The sequence below is a fragment of the Shewanella intestini genome, assembly GCF_018221465.1.
In the GTDB taxonomy this organism is placed as follows: Bacteria; Pseudomonadota; Gammaproteobacteria; order Enterobacterales; family Shewanellaceae; genus Shewanella; species Shewanella intestini.
The window spans coordinates 666,175-692,844 of the sequence record NZ_JAAIKR010000001.1 but is presented as its reverse complement, the minus strand read 5'-3'; the positions used below and the strand labels follow the sequence as shown (position 1 = coordinate 692,844).

17 protein-coding genes and 1 tRNA gene are annotated in these 26,670 nt (G+C 40.6%); 3 read left to right on the top strand and 15 right to left on the bottom strand.

All coding sequences use genetic code 11. The annotated features are described in order from the left end of the window. Positions 1 to 211: 211 nt before the first annotated feature. The 5 genes from hrpA to pseB form a co-directional block, all read right to left on the bottom strand. Positions 212 to 4,087, bottom strand: a complete 3,876-nt coding sequence (hrpA, locus tag G3R48_RS02950; RefSeq protein ID WP_153660465.1) for an ATP-dependent RNA helicase HrpA — start codon at positions 4,085 to 4,087, stop codon at positions 212 to 214. Between the two features lie 253 nt (positions 4,088 to 4,340). Further along, positions 4,341 to 4,757: a CBS domain-containing protein gene (locus G3R48_RS02945; protein WP_153660467.1), complete on the bottom strand. Its 417-nt coding sequence runs from the start codon at positions 4,755 to 4,757 to the stop codon at positions 4,341 to 4,343. A 223-nt stretch (positions 4,758 to 4,980) separates the two neighbouring features. After that, a complete protein-coding gene (locus tag G3R48_RS02940; protein ID WP_153660469.1) occupies positions 4,981 to 8,013 on the bottom strand; it encodes an Lcl domain-containing protein in 3,033 nt (1,010 codons plus the stop codon). Between the two features lie 381 nt (positions 8,014 to 8,394). After that, a complete protein-coding gene (pseC, locus tag G3R48_RS02935; RefSeq protein WP_153660471.1) occupies positions 8,395 to 9,543 on the bottom strand; it encodes a UDP-4-amino-4,6-dideoxy-N-acetyl-beta-L-altrosamine transaminase in 1,149 nt (382 codons plus the stop codon). Further along, on the bottom strand, positions 9,543 to 10,538 hold the full coding sequence (gene pseB / locus G3R48_RS02930) for a UDP-N-acetylglucosamine 4,6-dehydratase (inverting) (RefSeq protein ID WP_153660473.1): 996 nt from the start codon (positions 10,536 to 10,538) through the stop codon (positions 9,543 to 9,545). Before pseB ends, pseC begins: the two co-directional genes overlap by 1 nt. A gap of 864 nt (positions 10,539 to 11,402) precedes the next feature. Between pseB and G3R48_RS02925 the strand changes: the two genes are divergently transcribed. Together G3R48_RS02925 and G3R48_RS02920 are read left to right on the top strand one after the other, a co-directional pair. Then, positions 11,403 to 13,190: an autotransporter assembly complex protein TamA gene (locus G3R48_RS02925; RefSeq protein WP_153660475.1), complete on the top strand. Its 1,788-nt coding sequence runs from the start codon at positions 11,403 to 11,405 to the stop codon at positions 13,188 to 13,190. Next, the gene (locus G3R48_RS02920; RefSeq protein WP_194823817.1) at positions 13,187 to 17,179 is read left to right on the top strand and encodes a translocation/assembly module TamB domain-containing protein; all 3,993 of its coding nucleotides are present in this window, start codon (positions 13,187 to 13,189) and stop codon (positions 17,177 to 17,179) included. Before G3R48_RS02925 ends, G3R48_RS02920 begins: the two co-directional genes overlap by 4 nt. 258 nt (positions 17,180 to 17,437) lie before the next feature. Here the strand turns inward: G3R48_RS02920 and rplY are convergent, their stop codons facing one another. From rplY to G3R48_RS02905, 3 genes are all read right to left on the bottom strand, one after another. Then, positions 17,438 to 17,725 (bottom strand): 50S ribosomal protein L25, encoded by a 288-nt coding sequence (gene rplY / locus G3R48_RS02915; protein WP_153660479.1) that lies wholly within the window; start codon positions 17,723 to 17,725, stop codon positions 17,438 to 17,440. A 150-nt stretch (positions 17,726 to 17,875) separates the two neighbouring features. Further along, a complete protein-coding gene (mepK, locus tag G3R48_RS02910) occupies positions 17,876 to 18,427 on the bottom strand; it encodes a peptidoglycan L,D-endopeptidase MepK (protein ID WP_153660481.1) in 552 nt (183 codons plus the stop codon). A 230-nt stretch (positions 18,428 to 18,657) separates the two neighbouring features. Continuing rightward, entirely contained in the window at positions 18,658 to 20,097 is a 1,440-nt protein-coding gene (locus G3R48_RS02905) for a L,D-transpeptidase family protein (RefSeq protein ID WP_153660483.1), read from the bottom strand. A 265-nt stretch (positions 20,098 to 20,362) separates the two neighbouring features. Between G3R48_RS02905 and G3R48_RS02900 the strand changes: the two genes are divergently transcribed. Then, on the top strand, positions 20,363 to 20,638 hold the full coding sequence (locus tag G3R48_RS02900) for an HU family DNA-binding protein (protein ID WP_153660485.1): 276 nt from the start codon (positions 20,363 to 20,365) through the stop codon (positions 20,636 to 20,638). Positions 20,639 to 20,796: 158 nt separating this feature from the next. Here G3R48_RS02900 and G3R48_RS02895 read toward each other — a convergent pair whose 3' ends face one another. The 7 genes from G3R48_RS02895 to rnm form a co-directional block, all read right to left on the bottom strand. Beyond that, on the bottom strand, positions 20,797 to 21,282 hold the full coding sequence (locus G3R48_RS02895) for a VOC family protein (RefSeq protein ID WP_153660487.1): 486 nt from the start codon (positions 21,280 to 21,282) through the stop codon (positions 20,797 to 20,799). A 580-nt stretch (positions 21,283 to 21,862) separates the two neighbouring features. Next, positions 21,863 to 21,948: transfer RNA gene (locus G3R48_RS02890), tRNA-Leu, on the bottom strand. A gap of 368 nt (positions 21,949 to 22,316) precedes the next feature. After that, the gene (rluB, locus tag G3R48_RS02885) at positions 22,317 to 23,186 is read right to left on the bottom strand and encodes a 23S rRNA pseudouridine(2605) synthase RluB (RefSeq protein WP_153660489.1); all 870 of its coding nucleotides are present in this window, start codon (positions 23,184 to 23,186) and stop codon (positions 22,317 to 22,319) included. Further along, positions 23,179 to 23,814 carry an SMC-Scp complex subunit ScpB gene (scpB, locus tag G3R48_RS02880; protein WP_153660491.1) on the bottom strand — a complete coding sequence of 212 codons (636 nt, stop codon included), beginning with the start codon at positions 23,812 to 23,814 and terminating at the stop codon, positions 23,179 to 23,181. The genes rluB and scpB overlap by 8 nt, the downstream gene beginning before the upstream one ends. A gap of 2 nt (positions 23,815 to 23,816) precedes the next feature. Next, a complete protein-coding gene (locus G3R48_RS02875) occupies positions 23,817 to 24,608 on the bottom strand; it encodes a segregation and condensation protein A (RefSeq protein ID WP_153660493.1) in 792 nt (263 codons plus the stop codon). A 349-nt stretch (positions 24,609 to 24,957) separates the two neighbouring features. Beyond that, positions 24,958 to 25,578: an L-threonylcarbamoyladenylate synthase gene (locus G3R48_RS02870; RefSeq protein ID WP_153660495.1), complete on the bottom strand. Its 621-nt coding sequence runs from the start codon at positions 25,576 to 25,578 to the stop codon at positions 24,958 to 24,960. Beyond that, a complete protein-coding gene (gene rnm, locus G3R48_RS02865; protein WP_153660497.1) occupies positions 25,578 to 26,435 on the bottom strand; it encodes an RNase RNM in 858 nt (285 codons plus the stop codon). Before rnm ends, G3R48_RS02870 begins: the two co-directional genes overlap by 1 nt. Between the last annotated feature and the right edge of the window lie 235 nt (positions 26,436 to 26,670).

The following is a 26,670-nucleotide window of genomic DNA, read 5'->3' as shown; positions in this document are numbered from 1 at the left end:
TTACCTCAATATCGAACAAATTTAGTGATGCTAAGTGATGCTAAGTGATGCTAAGTGATGCTAAGTGATGCTAAGCAAAAATGAGACAAGATGAGCGCAAATAAAACCGGCATGAATGCCGGTTTTATTGCCTTACTATTTAGTTAGTTGAAAACCTCATTAAACAGGCAGGCGACAACCAATTAAAACAACAAAACAAGTACACCAGTCGTTAAATACTATTGATATGATTAATCACCCGCTTCTCTGATATCGGATACGCCGTTCCAAGAACTTGCGCGAAACATGACACTCGGTATTCTTCAATCATCCAACGTGCTTCCTCTAACGCGAGAGGAACAGGTTGTGACTTAGGCACTTTAGCCAGTACACCATTAAGCATATCCTGTAATTTAATCACACTTTGTAAATGGATCCGGTCACGGGTGGGATCAATCGGCAATTTGTCTAAACGGTTTTCTATCGCCATTAAATAACGATGAATATCAGTAATTCGCTGCCAGCCGCACTGAGCCACAAACCCTTTGTAGACTAACTTATCTAATTGGGTTTGAATATCACTCATCGCAAAGGCGATATCTAGGCTGATTTTACCTTTCAAGCGTTTCTTAACACGTTGATATACTGTTAGTATTTGCTCTACTTGTAGCGATATTTTCTCTGCAGTGGGGTTTAACTCTTGTCTCACCCAGTCTTTGGCTTGTTCAAATTGCTGTGCTTGACGAACATCAAGCTTTTTCTCATCCAGCAATTGTTGCACCGCAGCATTAATAATATCTTCAATGAGTATTTGTACCTGACCAAAAGGATTAAAATACATCGCCAATTTGGCTTTATTAGGCAATGCTTGCTGCAGGTGTTTTACCGGTGACGGAATATTAATTAACAATAAACGCCTTAGTCCGACCCTATGATGACGCAGCGCTTCATGTTCATCGTCAAACAATTTAATACTGACATCATTGTTGTTATCCACTAACGCAGGATACGCTTTAACTTCATAATTACCTTTACGTTGCTGATACTGTGTTGGTAAGTCACCAAAGCTCCATTGAGTAATGTTTTGTTGCTCTATTCCTGTATCTGCCACTTGCCTTATCGCTTTTGCTACCACACCTTGTAATGTCTCTTTTAAGACTTCTAAATCACGACTTTGACTAACTAAGCGCCCTTTGTCATCTTCAACTTTAAAGTTAATATGCAAATGAGTTGCCAGCTGGCTTAAATCAAAATCAGTAGGAGCAATACGATTACCAGACATGCGCAATAGCTGTTTACACATGGCATCAAGCATCGGCATATCAAATGGTGTCATGGCTTGAAAGCAAGCCTTGGCATAATCAGGCGCAGGGACAAAGTTTCGGCGTAAATTTTTAGGTAACGATTTAATTAACGCAATCAGTTTTTCTTCACGTAAACCTGCAACCAGCCAATCAAAATCGTCACTATCAACTTGGTTAAGTAGTGCAACAGGGATATGCACCGACACACCATCATCTTCATTACCAGGTGAAAAGTGATAACTGACTTTTAAGGTTAAATTGCCTTTATGCCACACTTCTGGGAAGTCCAATGCTGAAATATGGTCAGCGTCACGCTGCATTAATAGCTCAATATTTACATCAAGCAAGGTTGGCGTGTCACGCTTAGCTTGTTTCCACCATTTAAAAAATAGCGGCGCGTTGTAAATCCCTTGCGGAATAAGTGGTTCATAAAAGTCCACCAGCACTTGTTCATCAACGAGAATATCTCGGCGGCGAGATTTATGTTCTAGGTCTTCAATATCACTGCGTAGCTGTTGATTTTTTACAAAAAAGGCTTCTTTAGTTTGCAGTTCGCCTTCGGCTAATGCACTACGAATAAAGATGTCACGCGCCTCAATAGGATCAATTGGCCCATATTGCACTTTACGGCGATTAACAAACCGTAAGCCATAAAGCACTTGGCTTTCAAACGCGACAACGCTTGCCGGTTTGGCTTCAAAATGTGGTTCTACATAGCTTTTTTTCACTAAATGGCCAGCCAACGACTCTAGCCATTCAGGCTGAATCTTGGCACAACAACGGGCAAATAAGCGCGAGGTTTCAGTCAACTCTGCCGCCATGATCCACTTAGGACCTTTTTTCGCTAATGGCGAGCCTGGAAATACAAAAAACTTGCGATTACGCGCACCTAAATATTCATTGTTATTGTCTTTAAAACCGATATGGCTTAATAAGCCTGACAAAATCGCCTTATGAAAAGATTCATAATCGGCTGCATTATCATTTAAACGCCATTTTAAATCATGCACAGCTTGGCGGGTTTGAGTATAAAGATCTTGCCATTCACGTACCCGTAAGTAAGCAAGGTATTCATCACGACAGCGCTTTCTAAACTGGCTTGCCGATAGCTCACGCTTGCCATCTTTAATGTGTTCCCACAATAACAACCAACTCGAAAAGTCAGAGTCTTTGTCACTAAAGCGACGATGACATTCATCCGCGGCTTGTTTTTTATCAATCGGGCGTTCACGGGGATCTTGAATCGATAATCCAGACGTCACCACCAGTACTTCATGCAAACAGCCTAAATCATTTGCTGCAAGTACCATGCGCGCTAAGCGAGGATCAAGGGGGATTTTAGATAAATTGCGTCCAAGTTGGGTTAGCACTAAATCGCCTTTACGTTTTTCCACCGCTTGTAACTCTTCAAGCAATAAAAAACCGTCACGAATATGTTTTTGCTCTGGTGGTTGAATAAATGGGAAACCACCAATATCACCTAAACCAATCGCCAACATTTGCAAAATAACCGAAGCCAAGTTAGTACGAAGTATCTCAGGATCGGTAAACTCAGGACGCTGAATAAAATCTTGTTCATCATACAAACGAATACAAATACCTGGCCCTACCCGACCACAACGACCTTGACGCTGATTTGCACTGGCTTGTGAAATGGGTTCAATTGGTAAACGTTGCACTTTAGTACGATAACTATAACGGCTTATCCGTGCGGTACCGGGATCAATCACATAACGAATCCCTGGCACAGTCAATGACGTTTCAGCTACGTTAGTTGCCAACACAATGCGCCGTCCAATATGGCTTTTAAACACTTTGGATTGCTCACCATAAGAAAGACGTGCGTACAAAGGTAAAATTTCAGTATCACGATATTGCTGTTTTCTAAGCATATCAGCGGTGTCACGAATTTCGCGTTCACCGTTCATAAATATCAGAATGTCACCAGGACCTGCGGCCATCAGCTCATCAACGGCGGCAAAGATGCCGTCGGTGACGTCTAAATCAGCTTCATTGTCTTTGACTAATGGACGATAACGCGTGTCTACAGGGAAGGTGCGCCCTGAAACTTCAATGACTGGGGCGTCATTAAAATGTTTAGAGAAGCGCTCAACATCAATGGTTGCAGATGTAATAATGACTTTTAAATCAGGTCGTTTTTTTAAGACTTGTTTTAAGTAACCAAGAATAAAATCGATATTTAAGCTGCGTTCATGCGCTTCATCGATAATGATGGTGTCATACTGGTTTAAAAACTTATCAGATGTCAGCTCGGCAAGTAATATACCGTCTGTCATCAATTTAACGTAGCTATCTTCATTTAATGCATCTGCAAAACGTACTTTAAATCCAACAACTTCACCCAAAGGACTGTTTAGCTCCTCTGCAACACGGTTAGCAACACTTCGAGCGGCAAGACGACGAGGTTGGGTGTGACCAATCATCCCACGCGTACCTAAGCCAAGTTCTAAACAAATTTTTGGTAGCTGAGTGGTTTTACCTGAACCGGTTTCGCCAGCAACAATGGTCACTTGGTTATTGGCAATGGCCTTTGCAATATCATCACGCTTTTGTGAAACAGGTAAAGCATCGGGATAACTGACTTGAGGGCGATTTTCAAAGCGAAGTTTAGCTTTTGCTAATGCCTGTTGTGCCATCTCTTCTAATTTAGCTGTTTCTTTGGCTTTTTTATCTTGATCTTGTTCTTTTTTTAAACGAAACAACCGACGCCTGATTTTGGCGGCATCAAGCTGGTAACATTGGTTTAAGTAGGTTTTAGAAAGAGGATGAAGGCCCGAAGTCAATTCTGTGTCCCTTGCCGATAATCAAAAAAACGATCCTAACAAGGAACACCCCATTTTGGTATGACTAATCACTAAAAAGCATGTAGCAATTGCCTGTTCAGGTCAATTTTGTCCAACATGTTTGCTTTTATTGGCAAAAAAGCATTGAAGTTAACAACGAAGTAAATTAACCCATTTTTGTGATGATAAATTACAGACAAATAGTTTACTCGAAAACTCACCTAACATTGACGAGTAAACCAGATAAAGATGATTAAGCCGGTGCTAAGTAACATTGCTGCATATAGGTATTAATAGCATTAAGAACATTGGTGCGATTAATGGTTCCAATCACTTTATTATTACTGACAACTGGATAAATTTTCGGTTTTTCCCCTAACATTTGCTCCGCTAATTGCAGCATACTGTCTTGAGGTGACACCGTTAATACCGGTGTTTTCATACAGTCGGCAACGGTACTGGTAAGGTCACAGTGATAACTACTTTTTAGCATAACAGCCAAGCAGTCTTGCTGAGATAAAAAGCCCACTAATTCCCCTTGAGAGGATATCACTGGCGCGCCCCCTTTTTTGCTGTCTAATAATAATTCAACGGCCACTGCTAATGACATATCACTTTTTAGCAATACCGGTTGTCTGTCCATATGATCTGCAATTTTAATTGAATCCATAGCATCCCCTTTTAAATTGCTAGCCAAGATGTGCATTGCTGATTGACAAATATTTGCGCCGTAACAGCAAGCCTAAACCTTAAATAACAATGCCTAACATATAATTGAGTGTAGACAAATTTAGCGTTGGCGCGTTGAATTTAACTATTATTTTTATTGTTGTTCCTTTAAAAAACACAAAAAAATAAGCGTGCATATAACCTGCACGCTTAGCATTGTTCATTTAAAGCACATTTCCATCACGGTCTTGACCAATTAAAATATATTCTGGGTTATCTGCGTAATCAGGGTGGTTTTCCCAATTACTTGCATCAATAATCCATGGTTGCAAACAAGCTCGCTCAGTCACACATGGGTCGGTTAACGCTTCCATAAACGCAACTACATTATCTGATTGCTTAACATTAATATCGATTTCTGGTGCGGGTGAATGCGACGTGTCGCTAAAGCTTTGACGGAATAAGACTCGTGTATTTAACACCGCATCTGGGTTCATATTGTTAAACACTTGCTCACAACTCTCGCCGGTCTTATCCATAAGTTGTACCACAGATTGTAATTGACAATAATTGGCATTTTGCAACTCATTAAATACGGCGTTGGCATTTAAAATGGTACCTATGCCGAGTAAGTCATTCATTGCACCGCCAGGATTGCCGTAAACATCCATCACTTGACGTAACGTCGATAGTGCGCCGTTGTGCATGTAAGGACCCGTTTGCGCAATATTGAGCAGCCCAGGGGTTCTAAAGTGGTAAGCTTGGGTGACATCACCATTGACATTCTGACGCCCTAGATCACCATTAGTGACAAACAGGGTGTTATCGCCATTACCTGGACCAACTTGCCCAAGGCCAATAGCATGAAACTGACTATCGCTAAAGGCATCGCCAGAATGACACTGACTACAAGCGGCGCCGCCTTCATCACCAGCGGTCATAAACAACACCGCACCAACTTTTTGGTCATAATTTAATGCATCGATATCGGCACTGACATCACCTTTAATTGCGCTGACATATTCTTTCCACGGGTTATTGGCAAACACCATTGACTCTTCAAAAGCAGCAAGAGCCTGCGCGATAAGATCAAAGTTAATATTGGTACTGCCATAGGCTGCCAAGAACATCGCTTCCCAATGAGCATGCCCTTTAAAACGAGCAGCTAGCATATCGCGATAGTGTTGATGCGTATTTTCCAGTGGCACATCACCGCGCATTTCATCATGATTAACTAGCGGAAAACGTGACTGTGCATTGGCTAACGACGCCCCTAATGGCACAAGGCTGTCCGCCGTATTTGCATTAAAAGAGTCTGGAGTAATAATGCCAGCGTCCGTTCCGCGCGCCCCTTTTGTCGCGCTAACACTTTCAATCCTGCCATCCCAAAATAAAGCTCGATCAATCAAACCAATATTGAATATTGTCGGCGCATTACGACCAATAACAGGATAGCCAGCAAGTTCATCACTTGCAGAGCCATTAAAGTGACGTCCTGGGCCGAGTAAATTTGGTGAGAATTGATGAAACACATCAACAGCATCATAACCAACAGGCCATGAAAGATTATCGCCGCCACCTAGCATTGGGTGATGACAAGATGCACAAGCGGTATCAAATTCGCCGCTTAAGCGTTTGGTATAAAATAATGCTTTACCTAATTGAGCAATAGCATTTTCAATTTCAGGTAAGTTGCGCCCTGTGGTTGGGTCTCCGGTAAAACCTTGCTCGGTTATTAACAGTTGTGCATGCACATCAACAGGTTCCATAACACCTGCTACTGAGCCTAAGCCGTCATCTTCAATCAGTGACTCGTTTTGTTGGACATCCACTGCGGCTAATTGGTTATCATCAATGCCAGCGCGCACTAATCTGACTAACATCGTGTCACTGCGACCTTTAAACCAATTAAGTCCCGTTTTAAAATTTACAAACCAAGAGTCTTGATCAAATTCAACCATAGGTGATGATGACCATGTGTATTCATTGGTGGTGGCAGGGAAAATAGTGACATTTATCGCGGGGCTAACACGATTGAAATCCACTAATGAGAACAACTCTTTATTATTAGGCAAACGCCAATCATCATATTGCGCAAAAGTGCTTGTTTGAGCATATTCAAGCGCATCAGCCCAGATCATACTTTGACCACTGCCGCTAGCGCAATCAATGCCCTCTCGCCCTGCAACACATTGTGTCCACATCAGCCCTGTAGCTAAATCGGTCACGGTACCATCGTCGTGTATACTATAACGTTCATCTGGTGTTTGTTGAGGAATATCTTGGGTTGTTATTGGGTCAATGGCTCGCACTAAGCGCAGCGCAGAAGGTTGATAGCGTTGTACATTTTTATTGTTAGCAAAGACAAACTGAAATGCCCAAGCATAAAAACCACCATGCTCGCCCCTATACGGCATGGCGCTCCAATAAAACTCATCCACTGTATTAGGGAAATAATTAGTATCAATTTTCATTGCTCGGCGGTTTGCACCAAAGTGAGCAATCGACATCAACTGCGCATTATTGGGCACTTGCCAGTCACTATAGCCACATAATGATTGTTCATTAGTGTTAATAATTAAACTGTTCCAATCATCATAGTAATCGCCTATACGTTCTGGATTGGTTCGGTCAAGCCCAGTTAACCCTCCCCAGCGATACATGTGACGATAATCATGAATACCACCATCGGTTGTTTTGACTTCCCACATTAACCCGGTGCGGTTATCACGAACACAAGCCCAAGGCTGACTAGCATAATTGCCATTACCGGTGTATTCAGAACCATCTGTATTAATTCGACTGAAATCAAAACCATGTTGTGCGCTATTTTGCGCACTGCGCCCTTGACTGCAGTCTTGCGCTAATTTAGTCACGTTATCACTAGCCAATAAGCCAGTATCACAATTACTGCCATTAATATCGTTGTTTGCCCCAAAGGTAATACCGGTGTCATTTAACGCCGCCATGCCAGTGGTGAAAATAGCTGGACTCTCTTCTACTGGGTCACCAGCTGAGCCATTGTCATCACTTTCACCTTCTTCGTTGTCATCACCTTGTGAGTCATCTTCACCCGAACCGGTCTCTTGTGAATCATCTTCTTCTGAGCCTCCGGTTTCAGTGTTGCCGCTATCGCCACCAATAATGTTGCCGCTATCAGCGTTGTCCCCGCCATCAGAGCCGCCACAACCACTAAGTAACAACGCTAAAGTAAATGCACAAAGCAAGGGGTGAGGTGTATTACTGAATATGGACATAACTATTTCCCATAAGAAGTGTACAAAACTAATGTTGGAGAAATGTTAAGCCTTTTAATTGATAGTTAAAAGTAAAGAAAGGTAATTGTTTGTAGTATTTTTGTAAACGCAAAGCTAGTGCCAGCACCTGTAGCCTTTTAGTGGCATATTGATTCCAATTTTAATACGAATCAGAAGTCAATTTACACAAACAGTGTATTGACCACCTATTACGCCATATCGCAGAAGTATTATCAGGACGGTCAGTCCATTAAATGACGTTATCTAAACACTCACAGATAGAGGAAACTTACTTATATCCAACAAAAACTAACGGCAAAAAAACGAATATTTTATTCTAAATAATTTAATTGCCGTCTCTAGTTGGAATTAGTCTACTTATTACTGAACTAATTCCTTTAACTTGGCGCAAATAACATTTTGCTCATCAACAGTTAAATCAGGAAACAAAGGTAATGTGAGGCAAGATTGATAATAAGCTTCAGCTAAAGGGAAATCTCCTGTTTTAAAGCCTAAACCTTGATAATAAGGCTGTAAATGGATGGGAATGTAATGCACATGCACGCCGATACCTGCTTTTCTCATTTCATCAAAAACATATTTTCGATCGCAATGTTGTGGTAACTTGATTAATAATAAATGATAAGCACTTAGCGTACCTTCTAACGGTGTGATGACATTGATTTGTGTATTTTTAAACTGCTGTTGATAACGTAATGCCAATGCATTTCGCTTATTTACAAATGTACTTAGTTGATTCAGTTGACTGTTACCAAGAGCGGCTTGCAAATCCGTCATTCGATAATTAAACCCCAACGACTGTTGTTCATAATACCAAGCACCTTGCTCAAACTCAGTAAATTCATTGTGATTTTTTGTTATACCATGGCTACAAGTCATGGCCATCGATTTTGCTAACAGAGGGTCATTTGTTGTTGCAACACCGCCTTCTGCTGTAGTAATTATCTTAACAGGGTGAAAACTAAAAACGGTTATATCACTGTATCGACAACTGCCAATAGGGTGTTCTAAATAATGACCACCAATGGCATGCGCTGCATCTTCAATAATTTTAATGTCAAATTGTCGAGCAAGTTGAGCTATTGGTGTCATGTCGCAACTGTGACCTGCAATGTGAACAACAATAATAACTTTAGGTAATTTGTTATTTTTCTCGGCAATGACAAGCTTTGCCGCTAAGGCTATTGGACATATATTGGCAGTCTCAGGGTCAATATCTACAAAGTCGATTTGAGCTGCGCAATACAAAGCGCAATTAGATGAAGCAACAAACGAAATAGGGCTGGTCCATACAATATCGTTTTTACTGACGTCTAACGCGATACAAGCCGCATGTAATAATGACGTAGCACTGTTTGCCGCGACAGCGAATTTTGACTGAGTAAGATTCGCAATACTTTGTTCAAATAATGGCACCTGCGGACCTTGGGTTAAAAAGTCTGACTTAAGCACTGAAGTAACCGCTTCAATATCTGCATTTGAAATAGATTGATGCCCATATGGAATCATTATTTCGCCTCATCCATCGAGATAATTTCCTCAGTAGATAAAAAATCTTGGTTATTGCCTGAATGGTATTCAAAACCGGACTCAACCAATTGCCCTTCTTCACCCAACTCATTAGTGGAGTAATCATGCTCTTTGCCAAAAAACCTGATACTCGGGGTAATAACAAAATGGTCATCAAACTCTATGGTATGGTGTGAGTCATCTCCAGGGCACATGATCTCATGCATTTTCTCCCCAGGACGAATACCCACAATATGATGCTTTAAATGAGGTGCATATGCTTTGGCTAAATCGGCAATACGTATTGAAGGGATTTTAGGAATGAAAATTTCACCGCCCTGCATTCTATCGAAGTTTTTAAGGACAAAATCTACGCCTTGTTGCAGGGTAATCCAAAATCGCGTCATATCAGGATGAGTAATAGGTAGTTCAGTTGCGCCTTGCTTAACAAGCTTTTTAAATAAAGGCACGACTGAGCCTCTGGAGCCGACAACGTTACCATAACGCACCGTTGCAAAGCGGGTTTCACTGGAGCCAACCATATTATTAGCTGCAGTAAATAACTTATCCGATGCTAACTTCGTTGCACCATACAAATTAATCGGATTGGCGGCTTTATCTGTCGATAAGGCAATGACCTTTTTCACATTATTGTTAATAGCAGCTTTTATTACATTCTCTGCACCATTAATGTTAGTTTTTATGCACTCCATCGGATTATATTCTGCTGCTGGAACTTGCTTCATTGCTGCAGCATGAATGACGTAATCGACATCTTTAAATGCTTGTACTAAACGATCAAAGTCTCTGACATCACCAATAAAATAACGCATACAGCTTTGATTAAATATCTGCTGCATTTCGTATTGTTTTAATTCATCACGGGATAAAATAATTATTCGCTTGGGTTTGTAGCGTTCTAACAGTGTTTTGGTATATTTGTGTCCAAAAGACCCCGTACCACCTGTAATGAGTATTGACTTGTTATCAAACATGTTTTCTCCAATTTTACTGCTCAAATGCTCAAATGCTCAATAGTGACAATGTGATAATGGTTATTTGGATACACATTGTTTGCGTCGCTAGGCCTATGAGTAAAATAGCTACTCAAACAATGCAATAACTAAACCAATCTTGTTGAAAAGAAACATAAAAAAATTCTTTACTCGCAAAGCTACACTTATAATAGTATTAAAAATATCACTTAATAAACAAATTGTTTTCTAAACTGTTGTATTTGTATGATTATCAAGCTTTATTTATATCGATTGTTGCTATTTTACACATCAAGCTGGTGCACATGCTTATTTAGGATTGCTTGTTCGCCATCGTGACACATTGACTCACTCAATTGATTTTTGGCCGGCTTTCAACTCACATTAGGCCTTGGATGTTAAAACAGACATTTTATTGACATTAAAAGTGCGATGACAAAGTCAATCCAATATAAACAGCACCGCAATGAATTCACATTATCCACAGGCACATAAAGTACATACGCGCCTCGCTTTGTTACCGGCCATATTTAAAGTATATTTTGCACCATGTCATCATTCATAGCGTGTTGGTGACACATCATAAAAATGGTAACTAAAAAGCCGCATCGCAAACGTGAAACAATTCGCATGGTTTATAAATCCAGCATAATTGCGTTATTAAAATGAGTGATTGTAATAATCGACTGCAAGTCTCTGAAAGTTTGTTTATTTAACATTCATTAATCCATTGTGTCCTTGCGAGTTGAGTACTTTCTGGCGACAATAGGGCTAACAAACATTTTTTATGAAGCCAGAGTTATCTTGCGATCAAATAGAGCCCATTTTTGCTTAATTTTATTAATAGCGCTTTTCACGTTAAGCATGCCCTATTCCTACGCCCAAGATTCCATTTTAAGCATCAAGATTAATGGTGCTAATCGCGCTTTAACAAACAACATTCGTGCTCATTTAGGCCAAGAACCCAAAACAGAAGTGCAACGGCGTGCCTATCTTTTTAATGTCGAAGACAATGTTCAAGCAGCCTTAAAATCAATGGGCTACTATCATGCAAAAATCACCACACAAACCACACCCAATAAAAATAAACCTTGGCAGCTCAGTATTGATATTGAACAAGGAAAACCGGTCACTCTTAAATGGGTAGATATTTTTTTTAGCGGTGACATGCTTGACGATCCCACCTTTGAAGCTTGGTTAGACAGCGTAACCTTAAAACCCGGACAAGTGCTCGATCACGGCAAGTATACTTTTGTTAAAAATCAACTATTAACACTGGCATTAGCGCGCGGCTATTTTGATGGCGTGTTTACTCAATCTCAGATAAAAATTAATCGTGACGATAATAGCGCGGAAATCAACTTACATTTTAACTCTGGCAAACGTTATCGTTTTGGCCAAGTCAGCTTTGAAGGGCACACCTTAAATACTGATCTACTTAATGCCATGATCCCATTTGATGATGGTGCTTATTATGCAACAACCCCGCTCAGTAACTTAAATCGAAATTTACTCGACTCCGGATACTTCGGCCAAATTAAAGTCTTGCCACAAATTGAACATATCCAAAATGAGCAAGTCCCGATTAAAGTCATGTTAACGCCTAAACCCAGTCATTCAATTGAGGTCGGTTTAGGTGCTGATATAGGTAATACTTCAGATAGCAGCATCGAACCTAGAGTAAAACTGACTTGGCGCACCCCACAGATTAACCGTTTTGGTCACTTTCAAGACACCACCGCCGAATGGTCACCCGATCGCCCTAAACTGTTAACCACCTATACCATCCCACTGGCTCACCCACTTGATGACCAATTTAAAATTAAGGTTGGCTTACTAAGGGATAAATACGGCGCAACGCAAGTGTTTGACCCTAACGACAATAGTTTTTCTAATACAGGGCAACTAGAATCAACTAAATATCAATTGGCGTTTACAAGGCAAACCCGTACCAAAAACAATTGGTTAATTGGCTACTCATTAGAAGCCATTAAAGAGCTTTATACCCAATCAGATATTGACTATGACCCTGAGTTTTATTTGCTCAGTTATGGTCTTTCACGTACACAACGTGGCGATAACTCTCTTGATCCCAAATCGGGGTTTCGCCAAACATACAGTATTGAATATGCCGACCCTAAGTTAGGTTCTTCCATTCAATTAACTCGCTTTCAAGCAAAGTTAAAATGGATAGACACCTTTTTTGACAAGCACCGTTTTGTATCTCGATTAGACCTTGGTGCTGATTTGGTGTCTAAAGATGATTTTGACCTTGTGCCACCATCACTACGCTACTTTGCTGGTGGTGATCAATCGATTCGAGGTTATAGTTATCAAGAGCTTGGCCCTTATATTGATTATATAAATAACGACGGTCAACAAGCTCGGCAGGTCGTAGGTGGCCGTTACTTGGCCGTCGCCAGTGCCGAGTATCAATACTATGTGACGCCAACGTGGCGAGTCGCAACCTTCATTGATGCTGGTAATGCATTTGATAAAGACCAATTTGAACCGATTGTGTCAGTTGGTGGTGGCCTTCATTGGATTTCTCCTATCGGCCCCATCAAATTAGATGTGGGTGTTGGCTTAAATGATACAGAGACTGTCGCGCGTTCATGGCGAATACATTTAACGATGGGGGCAGACTTATGATCACGCCTTCAACACCAACAAAGACTGAAGACAGCGCAGGCAAAAAATCACAACATTCAGCCCCAAAAACACATAAAAAGACCTTTGCACAGCAATGCTATAAAGGCTTTAAAATTTGCACCCGTACATTATTTTATATCCCCTTTTCTATATTGGTCATAATAGCAATATTGCTTAGTACCCCAATTGGGAGTCATGTAACGGTGTTGCTGGCCAACACATTTGTGCCAGGTTTAAGCATCCATTACCACAGCGGTATCATTAATCGAAATTTGTCGGTCTCTCAAGCTAGCTGGCAAATGCAAGGTATTAAAGTCAAAGTAAATAAGCTCACATTACAATGGAATCCTGCCTGTGTGTTCTATAAACAGCTTTGTGTTAAAAACCTCACCGCACAGCAGGTTCAAGTCGATATAGATACCCACTTATTAGGTGAGCAAGCCACAAACGCTGCTAGCTCACAGTTAAATGGCTTAACGGATGCTAGCTCACTACCACACACCAAAGCATCAATAACGACACCAAAAACGGATGAATCAGAAACGCCAACCGATGTTCGCCTACCTTTTGATATCAGTTTATCTCAGCTTGATCTGCAACAAGTTCATGTTCGAGTAAATGATATGAATTTCAGTGCCAAGCAACTGCGCGGTCAAGCCATTTGGAACGAACCAGGATTACAAGTTGACTGGCTAACAAGCCAAGATTTAAAAGTCGATATCCCACTAAACACCCAAGCAAAAACAGCCAAGACTCCAAACACAACGCGAACGGACTCACATCAAGTCAAAACAAATAAAAACAATAAGACCCTAAGTGGCCAAGATGCAACGGCATGGGCAATGGCCGCACTTCCACAAGTTCGTCTGCCGTTTGCATTATTTGTGCGCGAGTTTAACGCGCAAGATAACCAGCTCATTTTGGGTCATCGCGTAGACAACTTTGCTGAAATTAATATTGAAGGCACCTTTATTGGTCACAATTTGCATTTAAGTGACCTGTCATTTAAGCATGATTACGGCAATGCGAGTATTAATGGCTACCTCGACTTTATCGATGATTACCCTATGAATATCAATGGCAATTTTGATATTGATAAGATCAAAGAGTTGCCCGACTTTACCAAACAACAATTACAACTTGGTTTAAATGGCAGCTTTGCTAAGCTAACAGCCAAAGCGCAGTTAACCGGAACCAATAAAGCAGATGTATCGACTACCATCAATTTAACCACCCCAGCGCTTACATACCAAGCCAATATAAAAGACGCCCAATTACACTGGCCTTTGAATACCCCAATATATCAACTACATATTGACTCATTAACCAGCTCTGGAGATGTGCATCATCAACAAGTGCGCACCAAAAGCAAAATAGACAGTCCGTATGCCCCAACACTTAATGTTGACACCCATTTTTATCATCAAAACCAACAGTTAAATATTAACCATCTTAATATCAATTCAACTGCCGGAAATCTACTGGTTGACGGACACATGAATTATCAACAACAACTGCAATGGGATGTAAACGTTATTGCCGATAACTTATTGCTCAATAACATTCCTGCCTTAAACCACTATGATATTTTTGACGGCAAAATAAATGGACAAGTGACCCAACGCGGACACATTAAGGACGGAAAGTGGCAATTAAGTGTTGAAAACACCAATCTCAATGGTGAATTAAATCATCGACCATTTACGTTATTAGGCGATATGTCACTTAACCAAAACTGGGAAATGAATGCCAAAAACCTACAAGCTAGCATGCTTGGCAGTGCATTAACAATTAATGGCATTGCAGACAAACAATGGGATATTAATGCTAAATTATCGGTACCGGATTTAAGTTTATGGCTTAACGGTGCTAAAGGTTCAATTGCTGCAAACATTTCAGTTTCTGGCGAACAAAACCAACCTCAAGTGAATGCCACCGCCAGCATCAACAATGTTGCTATCGCTGACTATAAAGCGCAAAACATACAGTTATCAGCACAATATTCACCACTTACAGAACATAAATTTGCTGCCACAACCACGTTAACCCAAGCCATTATAAACGGCATCCACATTAAAAATGGCCAATTTAATATCAATGGCGATCAGTATCAACAACAAGCCAAATTAGTCACTCAAGGCGATGTGATTGTTAATAGCGTGCTGACAACTGAAACCGACATAGATAAACAAACCTTAGTCGGTAAGCTGCAACAATTTGATATTGACCATTTACTGGGGTACTGGCAACTTCAACAACCGATTGATTTTAAGTGGGACAACCTAGCTAAAGTTGGCAAAGTGAGCCAATTCTGTATTGGCCAAAGCCAGCATCAACTTTGTTTAGTTAACCCAGTTAAATTAGGTAAACAAGGCTCAGTAAACATGCAATTTGCTGGCGAACCGGGCAAGCTACTTAAGAAATACTTACCTAAGAATATGCTCTGGCAAGGCAATGCGGCCATGAACCTTGACTTAGCCTGGCAACCTGAGCAAAAACCAACGGCCTCAGTCAATTTAATACTCACTCCAGGCAGCATTAAATTAACCGGCACAGATACCCGTGAAGTGTCTTTTGATTATCAACTCTTACAACTTAATGGCGACCTTAAACAAGATAAACTACACAGCTCAATTAAGTTATTATCTGAAAAGTTTGCCAGCGCAGAGGGTAAACTCACTATTGATATTGCCAATCAAAAAGCTGTAGATGGTTACTTTAATATCAATCAACTTAATCTATTACCATTAGTGTCCTTATTCCCACAATTTGCCACATTAGAAGGTAAAATTTCATCCGAAATACAATTAAGCGGCACACTCGCTTCACCAATCACCCGCGGTGTTGTTAGGATTAATGACGGCGCATTCGCCCTCACATCAAACCCAACATTGGTCAATGACCTTAATGCTAAAGTAAACTTACTTGGCCAGCAGGCTAAGCTAATAGCCGACTGGAAAATGGGCGAAGGCACATTAACCAGCACAGGCACATTAAATTGGTCAACGGGTAAGCTAAGCGGCAAAGTGGACTTACAAGGGGATAAGTTAGCCGTCATTCAGCCACCGCTTGCTATACTCGATGTTTCACCCGATATCAGTCTGCGCTTTACTCAAGATAAACTCGACATCGATGGCAATATTGCTATCCCAAGTGGCAAGATCACCATTGTTCAATTGTCTGATGAAGGTATTGCCTTATCAGATGACGTGGTATTTAGTGACTCAATTTCTGAACTTGAACAAAAGAAAAAGCCCTTTTTACTCACCACCAACTTAAACATTAATGTGGGCAATGATGTTCAAATTGATGGTATGGGATTACAGGGTAAATTATCCGGAACACTGCAACTAAAACAAGAAAGTGCTAAACCCCCGCTGCTATTTGGCGACATTAAAGTCAATAATGGTAGTTATAAATTTATGGGGCAAACGCTGACCATTAATACCGGTGAACTACAATTCTCAGGTCCGCCAAGTGTCGCTAACTTAAACATTGAAGCGACTAAAGATATTAAAGATGAAGATATTGTTGCTGGGGTAAGGGTAACAGGGACATCACTCAAACCCATTGTGACAATTTTCTCTAATCCAGCGAAAGAACAAGCTGAGGTTTTATCTTATATTTTAACTGGCAAAGGCTTTACCAGTTCATCATCAGATCAAAATAATGCACTGATGCTCAATACCGCACTCAGTTTAGGTACGCAATTAGGCGGTAATGCCATTAATAATATTGGCGATACAGCCAGCAGCTTAATTGAGAAGTTTGGTTTCTCAAACGTTCAACTTGATGCCAACGATGATGGCAGAGTGGCCGTTAGCGGCTTTATAGGTGACAGTTTGATGGTGAAGTATGGTATTGGCGTATTTAATCCAGGTTATGAAATGACAGTGAGATATTACTTATTATCTCAGCTGTACCTTGAAAGTGTATCAAGTACCTTAACCCAGTCATTAGACATTTATTACAGTTTTGATATTGAATAGCTTTGCATGAAGCGATGTTATTTAGCTTCATTGTCGGCATCATTTTAGCGGTGTCAAAACCCTATTTACCAATTAGCTTGAATGCATATCTACCATTCTCTTGTCTCTTGTCTCTTGTCTCTTGTCTCTTGTCTCTTGTCTCTTGTCTCTTGTCTCTTGTCTCTTGTCTCTTGTCTCTTGTCTCTTGTCTCTTGTCTCTTAGAGATTTTGAGCACAAAAAAAGCGCCATTAAGGCGCTTTTTGTCAAATCAGCTTAGATTAAGCAAATTTGAAATCGAAGTGTTCAACCATTGGTTTGAACGCGTGACGTTGAACGTCTTGTACGCGAACAGTTACTTCTTTACCGTCTAATACGATTGTTAGGTCAGTAGTGTAGAATTCATCATTCAATTGAATGTTGATGATATCTTTGTGAAGTAAAGTGATTGATACAGGCTCTTTACCTGGACCATAGATAACAGCTGGTACTTTACCCGCGTGACGTAGGCGGCGGCTCGAACCTTTCCCGATTTCAGTACGGATTTCAGCATTAATTGTGTAAGACATGATTAACTCACTTATAAATATAAATATAAAGTTGTCATTTAAATTAAGTCTCATTTTCGACCAATGTAACTTAAGTCAAATGACTCAAATAAAGCGCGCGAATACTAACATGCGCATACTCATACCACAAGAGCTAATGTCAGCAACACCTTACCCCCAAGAACGAACAGGACCACAATCAATATGTACAAAGCCAGAACGAGGGTAAAATCCGACACCACCTAACTTTAATGACAATGCTGCATCACGCAGATCTTTTGTTTCAATTCCGGGAATGGCAATATCAATCGCCATGCCTTTCATATGATAACTGTGCTTTGCAACACCATGGCTTTTAGCAGCCAACATATTGTTTGTTTTAGGCGATCGATAGCCAGATATCACATGAATTTCTTTATCTACTTGCAGGGTATTTTGTAATTTGAACAAATACTCAAACAAACGTTTATCCATTGGCATAGTAATATCTTGTCTGAAATCCCGTAATAAGTGATTAAACTCATTAATTGTCTCAGCTTGATAATGACCATCTTGCCAAAAGTTACCCTGACTATGTTCACCAGTGTGGCGATTATAAAAACGTAATTGTTTTACACCTACAGTGGAGCGACTAGCATAAGCGGTTTTAGGTAACAAACTTACCAAGGCAGCACCACTTAACCCCAAAAATACTTGCCTACGAGCGATACAATCTAACGACATCAATATATTACCTGCTGCTTTTTTGTTCAATTCCAGAGCAAGTTAAATGCTTAAGACAATGATTGCAAGCATTGATAAAACACAGGTAAGACGTAAAAACAAGGCGATATAGATAGCTTGTGTTTAATAATTAAACAGTTATCAGCTATTTATTAACATTGATAAAAAAATAGCCACTAAAAACAAAACAACAAAAAAACAACATTATTACACTACCGTTCAATTATTGTTTACATTTCAACCGCGGGATTAAGTGGTAAAGGACCGATTGGTAGAGCATTTTGAGAAACGGGTTGAGCGCTTGCAATTTGAGTCTGCACCTGAGGGATCAACTTCTGATAAATATCATTTCTAAATTGAGCCACTTGTTGCTCATTTACCCATGATGACCAATAGACGAAATGGACCGGCAAGGTTTGTTTTAATGAAAACCACTGCGTTGTTTCATAATCTGATTGCAAGCGTTTCCAAGTCCGTTTATCAATCACCAAATTATTAGCAAACCAATCAGCAAGCTCTTGAATCGCTTCAATACGCACACAACCTGAGGATAAGGCACGTTGAGGCTCATTAAATAACTCAGGGGTCGGCGTATCGTGCAAATACACATTTAAATCATTTTGAAAATGAATTTTATAGCGTCCAAGCGCATTGTGGCTCCCTGGACGCTGTACTAATCGATAAGGAAAGCGCCCTGTCGCTTCTTGCTGCCATTGCAATGGGCTTTTCTTCACCACTTTACCTTGATAATCAAACACGTCAAATTGTTGCTCAGCAACATAATGACCATCACCTTTAATTTTTGGCAGTACATCACGGCGCAGTAATTTACGCGGTACTGTCCATGTCGGGTTGATGACGATGTTGGAAATTTCTCCTTTAAACACTGGCGTTTGACGATATGACTTACCCACAATCACGCGCGAACTCAGCACCAATCGCTGCTTATCAACCAACTCCATTTTATACGCTGGAATGTTGACTAAAATATAACGCGGTTCAATTGTGGCTAAATAACTGGTTTTCTCTACAAAACTTTGTGCCAATATTTGGGCTTTTTTATAGGGTGTACGATTGAGCCAAAATAAAGTTTGCGGACCAATCACCCCATCGGTTTTTAACCCATGGCGTGCTTGAAATCGAACCACAGCAAGATGTAACTCCGAACTATAAACCGATGTTAATTCTAATGGCTTCGCTGCGTCTCCTAGCAACCATAACCTCAAAGCAATGGCATTAATGGTGCGATGGCTATCACCAAGTCGCAGTAATCCTCCTGGCGCAATCGTTTCCCAACTCGATTGCTGCCCTAACCACAGCAGTTTTCGGATAATATTTTTTACCGCGAGGTAATCACTGACATTGGGCTCTAAAGCAAGAGCTATCTGCTGTGAAGAGAGGTTTGAATGGTTTTTAAAGCGGCTAAAAGGAAGAACGACATTTTTGTGCTGCCAAAATTGGTTTATTTGTTGATAAATTTCATCTTTAAATTCAAGTTTATCGGCATAAGATTGTCCAGATACAATCTCAAGATATTGTTGCCAATCACCCGATGGGTCAGCCAAGGCCAACAACTGCAAGTGTTCAGTTAACGCCCGCTCAGCCGTATGCGGTTGTATCTTGGCGCAAACGCCAAAACACATCAAACTCATCATTAGGCTTACTTGCATCAACCACCTCAAACTCAAACGTTTGCATAGTGAAGCAAGGCCATACACTGGCATAGCAACGAATCTATTCATTGCTTAAGTATGGCAAAGATTTACGTGTCTATTGGGTGAGTTACTTTTTCACTACAAAACTTCATACCTTTTAGTGACATCCACTCGAATTTTTTTTGGTGCTGGGTTAAAAAACAGCGTTTAAACTCAACAGGGTGTTATTCAAAATCCAAGCCTGCTATAACACCATCCCGCATTTAAACAGCACAGCATCATGAATAAAAAACAACTCGTTGAACGTATGGCGGCGAAAATGGCAGCATCACAAGTCAGCACTAAGCCACAGTTAGACCAAATACTGGCAACTATTCACCAAGCACTAACCGAAGGTGAGAAGGTATACATTCCTCAGTTTGGTACATTTGAGCTTCGGTTTCATTTACCAAAACAAGGTAGAAACCCACAAACTGGGGCGACAATGGATATTGATGGCTTTAATCAACCAAGCTTTAAAGCTTCTCCATCATTAAAAGCGGCAATGAACGACTAACACAACCCACACGATTATGTCTTGGCTAAGTTGATAATGTTTCATCGCTACTTTCTGACAATTAAAAAGCGAGCACCAAAGGTACTCGCTAATCATTGAAGCCAATAAACGCTGATGTGTTGTTGCTATTTAGCAAGTCACATCGCTTAGTATTGCGCTTATTCGTATTCTGACGAATAGGTTTCAGAGTAAGTATGAGAGTAAAGTTCAAATAATGTCCCAAACGGGTCTTCTAAATACACCATTTTGTACGGTTTATTATCATCTTCAGGGTGATAGCGCATAATATCCATTCTCACCTTTCCACCCAGCGCAACAACTTTTTCAATGACGCTTTCAAAATCGTCAGTTTGCAATGAAAAATGAAACAAACCTATTCGAGAGAAATCAACCACATGACGTTCTTGGTGTTGCTTCATTTCAAACAGTTCAAATCCCACCCCATCGGTAGACACCAAGTGCGCAATATTAAAGCCTTGGAAACCTTCACCAAAGACTGCAACACACATTTTACCAATCGCAGTTTCACGCTCTTCCTCTACAGCTGTCTTCCCCATGACCACGCTAAGCCCTAACGCTTGGGTGTAAAACTCAACCGCTTTGTCCATGTTTGCAACCATAATACCTACGTGACTCATTTTCATAATCTGCTCCAAATGCTAATAACTAATCTGTACTGGTACTGTGTTTATGTCGATAACAACAGTATATGGAAACCGACTAATCATTAAAAATTATCATTACTAATGATTTTAATAATAAAAATTTATCATAGACGTTGTAGATAAAAATCATCACTGCAAATGCAAGTTTTCGTTAACAGCACCAAAAGTAACTGTAGATGGGAGCCGCACTGTTGGCTTGACTCAGCAACTAAACAACTAGGGCAACTAGGCAACTAGGCAACTAGGCACTCAAGATAAGTTCAGTTAAGTTAAGTTCAGTTCAAGAAGAGTTGGGAATGACGCCATGTTTTGTGCATCAAGAATAAAGCCATATTTTCAAATCAATAATATTGGCCTATTGCCTATGAGGTTAACGCATTAATCCAGCAAGCTTTAATGATGTGCACAATGATAATAAAGCATTCATTTATCGCGCTATAACAGCCTAGAGGTATCTATTGGAGGGCTATAAATTTTAAATACAAAAAAGCCTCGACTAATGTCGAGGCTTTTTTGTCCATTACTCAAATCACAACATACATTGTACTGAGTCTAATAATGGTACCCGAGGCCAGACTTGAACTGGCACGCCTATTAAGCGAGGGATTTTAAATCCCTTGTGTCTACCGATTCCACCACTCGGGCAAACTGTTAAAATAATCACTTACGTCATTATTTTTAATAATCTGCATCAACTGTTCGACCGTGTCGCCGTTGATTGAGGCATACTTTACTGATTTTTCGCGACCAAGCAACAAAAGATTTCATTTTTTTGTTCGATTGCTTCAAAAACAAGCTAACAACACTGTTTTTGCTGTATTTTCGATCATAAAACCCAAAAGCAACTGCCAACCAACCTATAAAAGTGATGACGTAATAACTGATAACTGACGCATTTGATCGAATTCTATTACCGCCTAAAATAATAAAAAAGCTTACATAAAAGAAAATTTTTAAACTAAAAACAAAAAAGCCGCAATAAGCAGCTTTTAATTAAACAGTCACCAAAGAGATCAACTGCGTTGACGGGTTGGTTTGGGTTTAGCCGCCACCTTATGCTTACGGACTGCACGGCGAATTTTAGCGCTTTTCACTTTAGAGCGTGATACTGAATGTTTATCTGTGCCTAAAAATGAACGAGTTTCAAGTTCTAAACCAGCCAATTGACGCAAATAGTTTACTTGTTCCATTGTCAGCTCAACCCAACCACCACGAGGTAATGACTTAGGTAATTCGACCATACCGTAACGTACACGAATAAGGCGACTAACTTGAACTTCTTGCGACTCCCATAAACGACGGACTTCACGATTACGCCCTTCATTTAAAGTGACATGCCACCATTGGTTAATCCCCTCACCACCAGCAGGTTTAATGCTGTCAAAGTGTGCAGGGCCATCTTCAAGCGTCACGCCATTACGTAAACGCTGCACTGCAGCCTCAGGTACTTCCCCGAATGTGCGCACCGCGTATTCACGCTCCACTTCATTTGAAGGATGCATCAGTTTATTCGCTAATTCGCCGTCAGAGGTAAATAACAATAAACCAGAGGTATTAATATCTAAGCGACCGACAGCAACCCAACGCGAATCACGTATTTTTGGCAACCGGTCAAATACGGTTGGACGCCCCTCAGGGTCTTTACGGGAACAAATTTCGCCTTCCGGTTTATGGTAAGCCAATACTCGACAAATGACATCATCTGCTGATTTAACTGATACTGAACGACCATCAATTCTCACTTTAACATCAGATTCGATACGGTCGCCTAAATTGGCAATCTCACCGTCAATACTAACTCGACCTGCAGCAATCCATGCCTCCATCTCACGACGGGAGCCATGGCCTGCACGGGCCAAGACTTTCTGCAATTTTTCACTCATTAGTTGACTCTTCTTTTGTTTGTGGCAAAGCGTTTGTATTTGCCTCAATCACCGCGGGGGCTTTTTGAGCATGTTCAAACATTGCCTGCAATGACTCAATATCCGAAAGCGCCGGTAAATCAGCCAATCGGTTTAAGCCAAAATAAGATAAAAATATAGTCGTGGTGGCATACAAGGCGGGTCGCCCAGCTACCTCTTTATGTCCTACTGTTTTTATCCACTGTCTATCAGCTAAGGTTTTAATAATGTGGCTGCTGATTGCCACACCTCTTATTTGTTCGATATCACCGCGGGTCACAGGTTGGCGATAAGCAATAACAGCAAGAGTTTCCATTATTGCGCGTGAATATTTAGGGGCTTTCTCTTGCCATAATGGCTGTAACAACGGGTTCAGAATTTCCAGTGTTTGAAAACGATACCCTGTGGCAACTTTGACTAATTGTACACCACGTTCTTGATAATCTTGCTGCAACTCGTTTAGCATTTGTTGAATGCGCGCCCTTGAAACATTTAGCCCCACTAACACGTCTTCTTTAATAAATTTAACGGTTAACGGTTTTGCCAATACAAACAAACTGGCTTCAATAAGTTGTTTTAATTGAATGTCACCAATGGTGTTTACAGCCATACTTAAGCGCTCGCTTTTACGTAAATAGTGGCAAAAGGTTTACTCTGTAACACATTGACTAACATACTTTTTATCAACTCCATCAGAGCTAAAAATGTTACCACAACCCCAGCTCGACCTTCTTCAATGTCAAACAAGGTTTTAAATTCAACATACTCATTGCCATTTAAGCGCTCTAAAATTTGGCTCATACGTTCACGGGTGGACAAATGCTCTTTTTGCACTTGATGATCAACATTGGCTTCAATTCTGGCTAACACCTGCCCAAATGCCCTTGCAAGTTCACCTAATGACACATCTGGTGCAACCATAGTGGGTTTAATATCTGGATGCGAATGCACACTCGCTTGAAAAACATCTCGCTCAAGCCGTGGCAGCGCATCAATGTCTTGAGCCGCCTGTTTTATCACTTCATAGGCTTTCAATTGCTTAATTAAGCGTACCCGAGGATCTTCTTCGTCATCTTCTTCTAAAGCCATTTTCGGCAACAGTAAGCGCGATTTAATTTCAGCTAGCGTCGCTGCCATGACTAAATAATCAGCAGCAAGCTCAATGCGTGCTTCGGTCAATATTTCAATATACGTTAAATATTGCGTGGTTATTTGCTGTATCGGTAAATCAACCACATCCATTTTTTGTTTACGGATTAAATACAGTAATAAATCAAGCGGCCCTTCAAATGCTTCTAGAAACACTTCTAGTGCTTCAGGCGGAATAAATAGATCCACAGGTAACGTTGCAAGGGCTTTGCCACGAACAACGGCTAAAGGTAAGCTTTGCTGACTACCTTGCATTAAATTAAAGAACCGACTTGTATCATTAATAACATTCCCGCCAACATTTGCGGCGTATAGCCGGATAAGCGTTTAATTACATGCACATTGAAAATTAAAATCGTTGTACAAAGCCAGTAGACTCAGCTAAAAAATAAGCCAAATACACAAGCTAATAAGCCATTAATTACAAGGCACTAAGTCAGCTATTTTAACCAAACGCGCGATTATACGCATAATTGGGCAAGGATTAAACAAGTAATCGTGTTTAGCGCACCAATTGCTCGCTTTAAAGCCATTAATGGATAATTACCCCAATTTATCAGACACGATGGAGGATCAATCTACCTCTTGGTGTATTCACATCCTACTATTCAAATGCACTGGTATCGCCAGCACCTTGGCGTAAAATATCAATTTCACCTTCAGACATGTCAATCACGGTAGTTTGTTTCTCAGCTAAATAACCGCCATGAACAATCGCCTCAACTTGATGTTCTAACATGTCTCTAATTTGCTCAGGATCTGACTCAGCAAACTCTTCATCAGGCATCACCAAACTGGTCGACATCATCGGTTCACCTAATGCTTCTAAAAGTGCTAATGCGATAACGTTATTTGGCACACGGATACCAATGGTGCGTTTTTTGTCATTTTGCAACCGTCTTGGTACTTCTTTACTGGCTTTAAAAATAAACGTATACGGCCCAGGTGTGCAGCTTTTTAATAAGCGGTAGGCTTGATTATCGACTCTGGCAAAGTTGGCCAGTTCAGATAAGTCGCGGCACATAAGTGAAAAGTTATGATCGTTTTCAATGCGGCGAATGCGCACCATACGCGACATGGCATTTTTATCACCAATTAAACACCCTAAGGCATAACCTGAATCGGTTGGGTAAACAATTACGCCACCTTTTTGTAAAATTGCCACAGCTTGGTTAATTAACCGCGCTTGCGGATTTTCATCATGTATATAAAAGAATTGACTCATTATCGTTCCATCCAAGATTGTGATTCCCAGACCCATTTAACACCTGGAGGCTGGAATAAATTTTTGCCCAGTTCAATCCAATTACTCGGGAAGTGAAAATCACTGCCGATTGAACCTAAAAGTTGGTTTTGGATACTCAGCGAAATAAGCTGATTTCTATCGTCAATGGATTGTTGGCCTAATACCACTTCCATGGCATCGCCATTGGATTGAGCAAATTCTCGTACTAATTTTTTTAGCCATTTCGCCGATAATTTATAACCACTAGGGTGTGCTAAAACGGCTAAACCGCCCGCTTGATGAATGATGTCACAAGCGGTGGCCATGTCTTGCCAATTATTGGGAACATAACCCGTTTTACCTCGGGCTAAATAACGTTTGAATACGCTAGGCATATCTTTGGCGTAGCCCATTTGGGCTAACCACCTTGCATAATGACCACGGCTAATGGCCGCACCGTTAGCAAAACCTTTTGCACCTTCGTAAGCGCCTTCAATACCCGCTTTTCCTAAACGCACTCCAATTTCTTGAGCACGTTCATCACGCAATTGGACTTGCTTATTTAAGAACGATTGCAAAGCTTGGCATTGAACATCAACATTTAGCCCCACAATGTGAATATCAAAATTATTCCAACGGGTTGAAATTTCAACGCCGTTTATTAATTTAAGTGGTTGTGGCTGTTGTTGATTAAATGCATGTGCTTGGGCTAAACCATTGATGGTGTCGTGGTCGGTAATCGCTAACATTTGCACGCCTTTATCCAGCGCTCTGGCGACTAAATCTGCCGGTGATAACACCCCGTCTGAAGCCGTGGTGTGGCTGTGTAAGTCAGCCAAGCTAGTCTGTGTTGTCATGGTATTATTGTACTGCACATTCTGTATAAAATGGCGTTAAAGTCATAATATATTTCAATGCCGTAAGTATTTTCGCTTACTTTTCATTCAACTTAGATTAGATTTATTTGTTATTGCCACTTTTTATCTACTAAATCGTGTTTTTGCAGATTATTCAATTGACTTTAATGCTGAGCTGCGGTTTCCTATAGGCATTGAAACAACTTTATACATAAAATAATGACTCATAACGCGA

Bases quoted from the DNA above. Each gene is read 5' to 3' on its own strand.
- G3R48_RS02945 (WP_153660467.1), bottom strand. From the start codon at position 4,757: ATGGATTCAATTAAAATTGCAGATCATATGGACAGACAACCGGTATTG.
- G3R48_RS02940 (WP_153660469.1), bottom strand. From the start codon at position 8,013: ATGTCCATATTCAGTAATACACCTCACCCCTTGCTTTGTGCATTTACT.
- pseC (WP_153660471.1), bottom strand. From the start codon at position 9,543: ATGATTCCATATGGGCATCAATCTATTTCAAATGCAGATATTGAAGCG.
- pseB (WP_153660473.1), bottom strand. From the start codon at position 10,538: ATGTTTGATAACAAGTCAATACTCATTACAGGTGGTACGGGGTCTTTT.
- G3R48_RS02925 (WP_153660475.1), top strand. From the start codon at position 11,403: ATGCCCTATTCCTACGCCCAAGATTCCATTTTAAGCATCAAGATTAAT.
- G3R48_RS02920 (WP_194823817.1), top strand. From the start codon at position 13,187: ATGATCACGCCTTCAACACCAACAAAGACTGAAGACAGCGCAGGCAAA.
- rplY (WP_153660479.1), bottom strand. From the start codon at position 17,725: ATGTCTTACACAATTAATGCTGAAATCCGTACTGAAATCGGGAAAGGT.
- mepK (WP_153660481.1), bottom strand. From the start codon at position 18,427: ATGTCGTTAGATTGTATCGCTCGTAGGCAAGTATTTTTGGGGTTAAGT.
- G3R48_RS02905 (WP_153660483.1), bottom strand. From the start codon at position 20,097: ATGCAAGTAAGCCTAATGATGAGTTTGATGTGTTTTGGCGTTTGCGCC.
- G3R48_RS02900 (WP_153660485.1), top strand. From the start codon at position 20,363: ATGAATAAAAAACAACTCGTTGAACGTATGGCGGCGAAAATGGCAGCA.
- G3R48_RS02895 (WP_153660487.1), bottom strand. From the start codon at position 21,282: ATGAAAATGAGTCACGTAGGTATTATGGTTGCAAACATGGACAAAGCG.
- rluB (WP_153660489.1), bottom strand. From the start codon at position 23,186: ATGAGTGAAAAATTGCAGAAAGTCTTGGCCCGTGCAGGCCATGGCTCC.
- scpB (WP_153660491.1), bottom strand. From the start codon at position 23,814: ATGGCTGTAAACACCATTGGTGACATTCAATTAAAACAACTTATTGAA.
- G3R48_RS02875 (WP_153660493.1), bottom strand. From the start codon at position 24,608: ATGCAAGGTAGTCAGCAAAGCTTACCTTTAGCCGTTGTTCGTGGCAAA.
- G3R48_RS02870 (WP_153660495.1), bottom strand. From the start codon at position 25,578: ATGAGTCAATTCTTTTATATACATGATGAAAATCCGCAAGCGCGGTTA.
- rnm (WP_153660497.1), bottom strand. From the start codon at position 26,435: ATGACAACACAGACTAGCTTGGCTGACTTACACAGCCACACCACGGCT.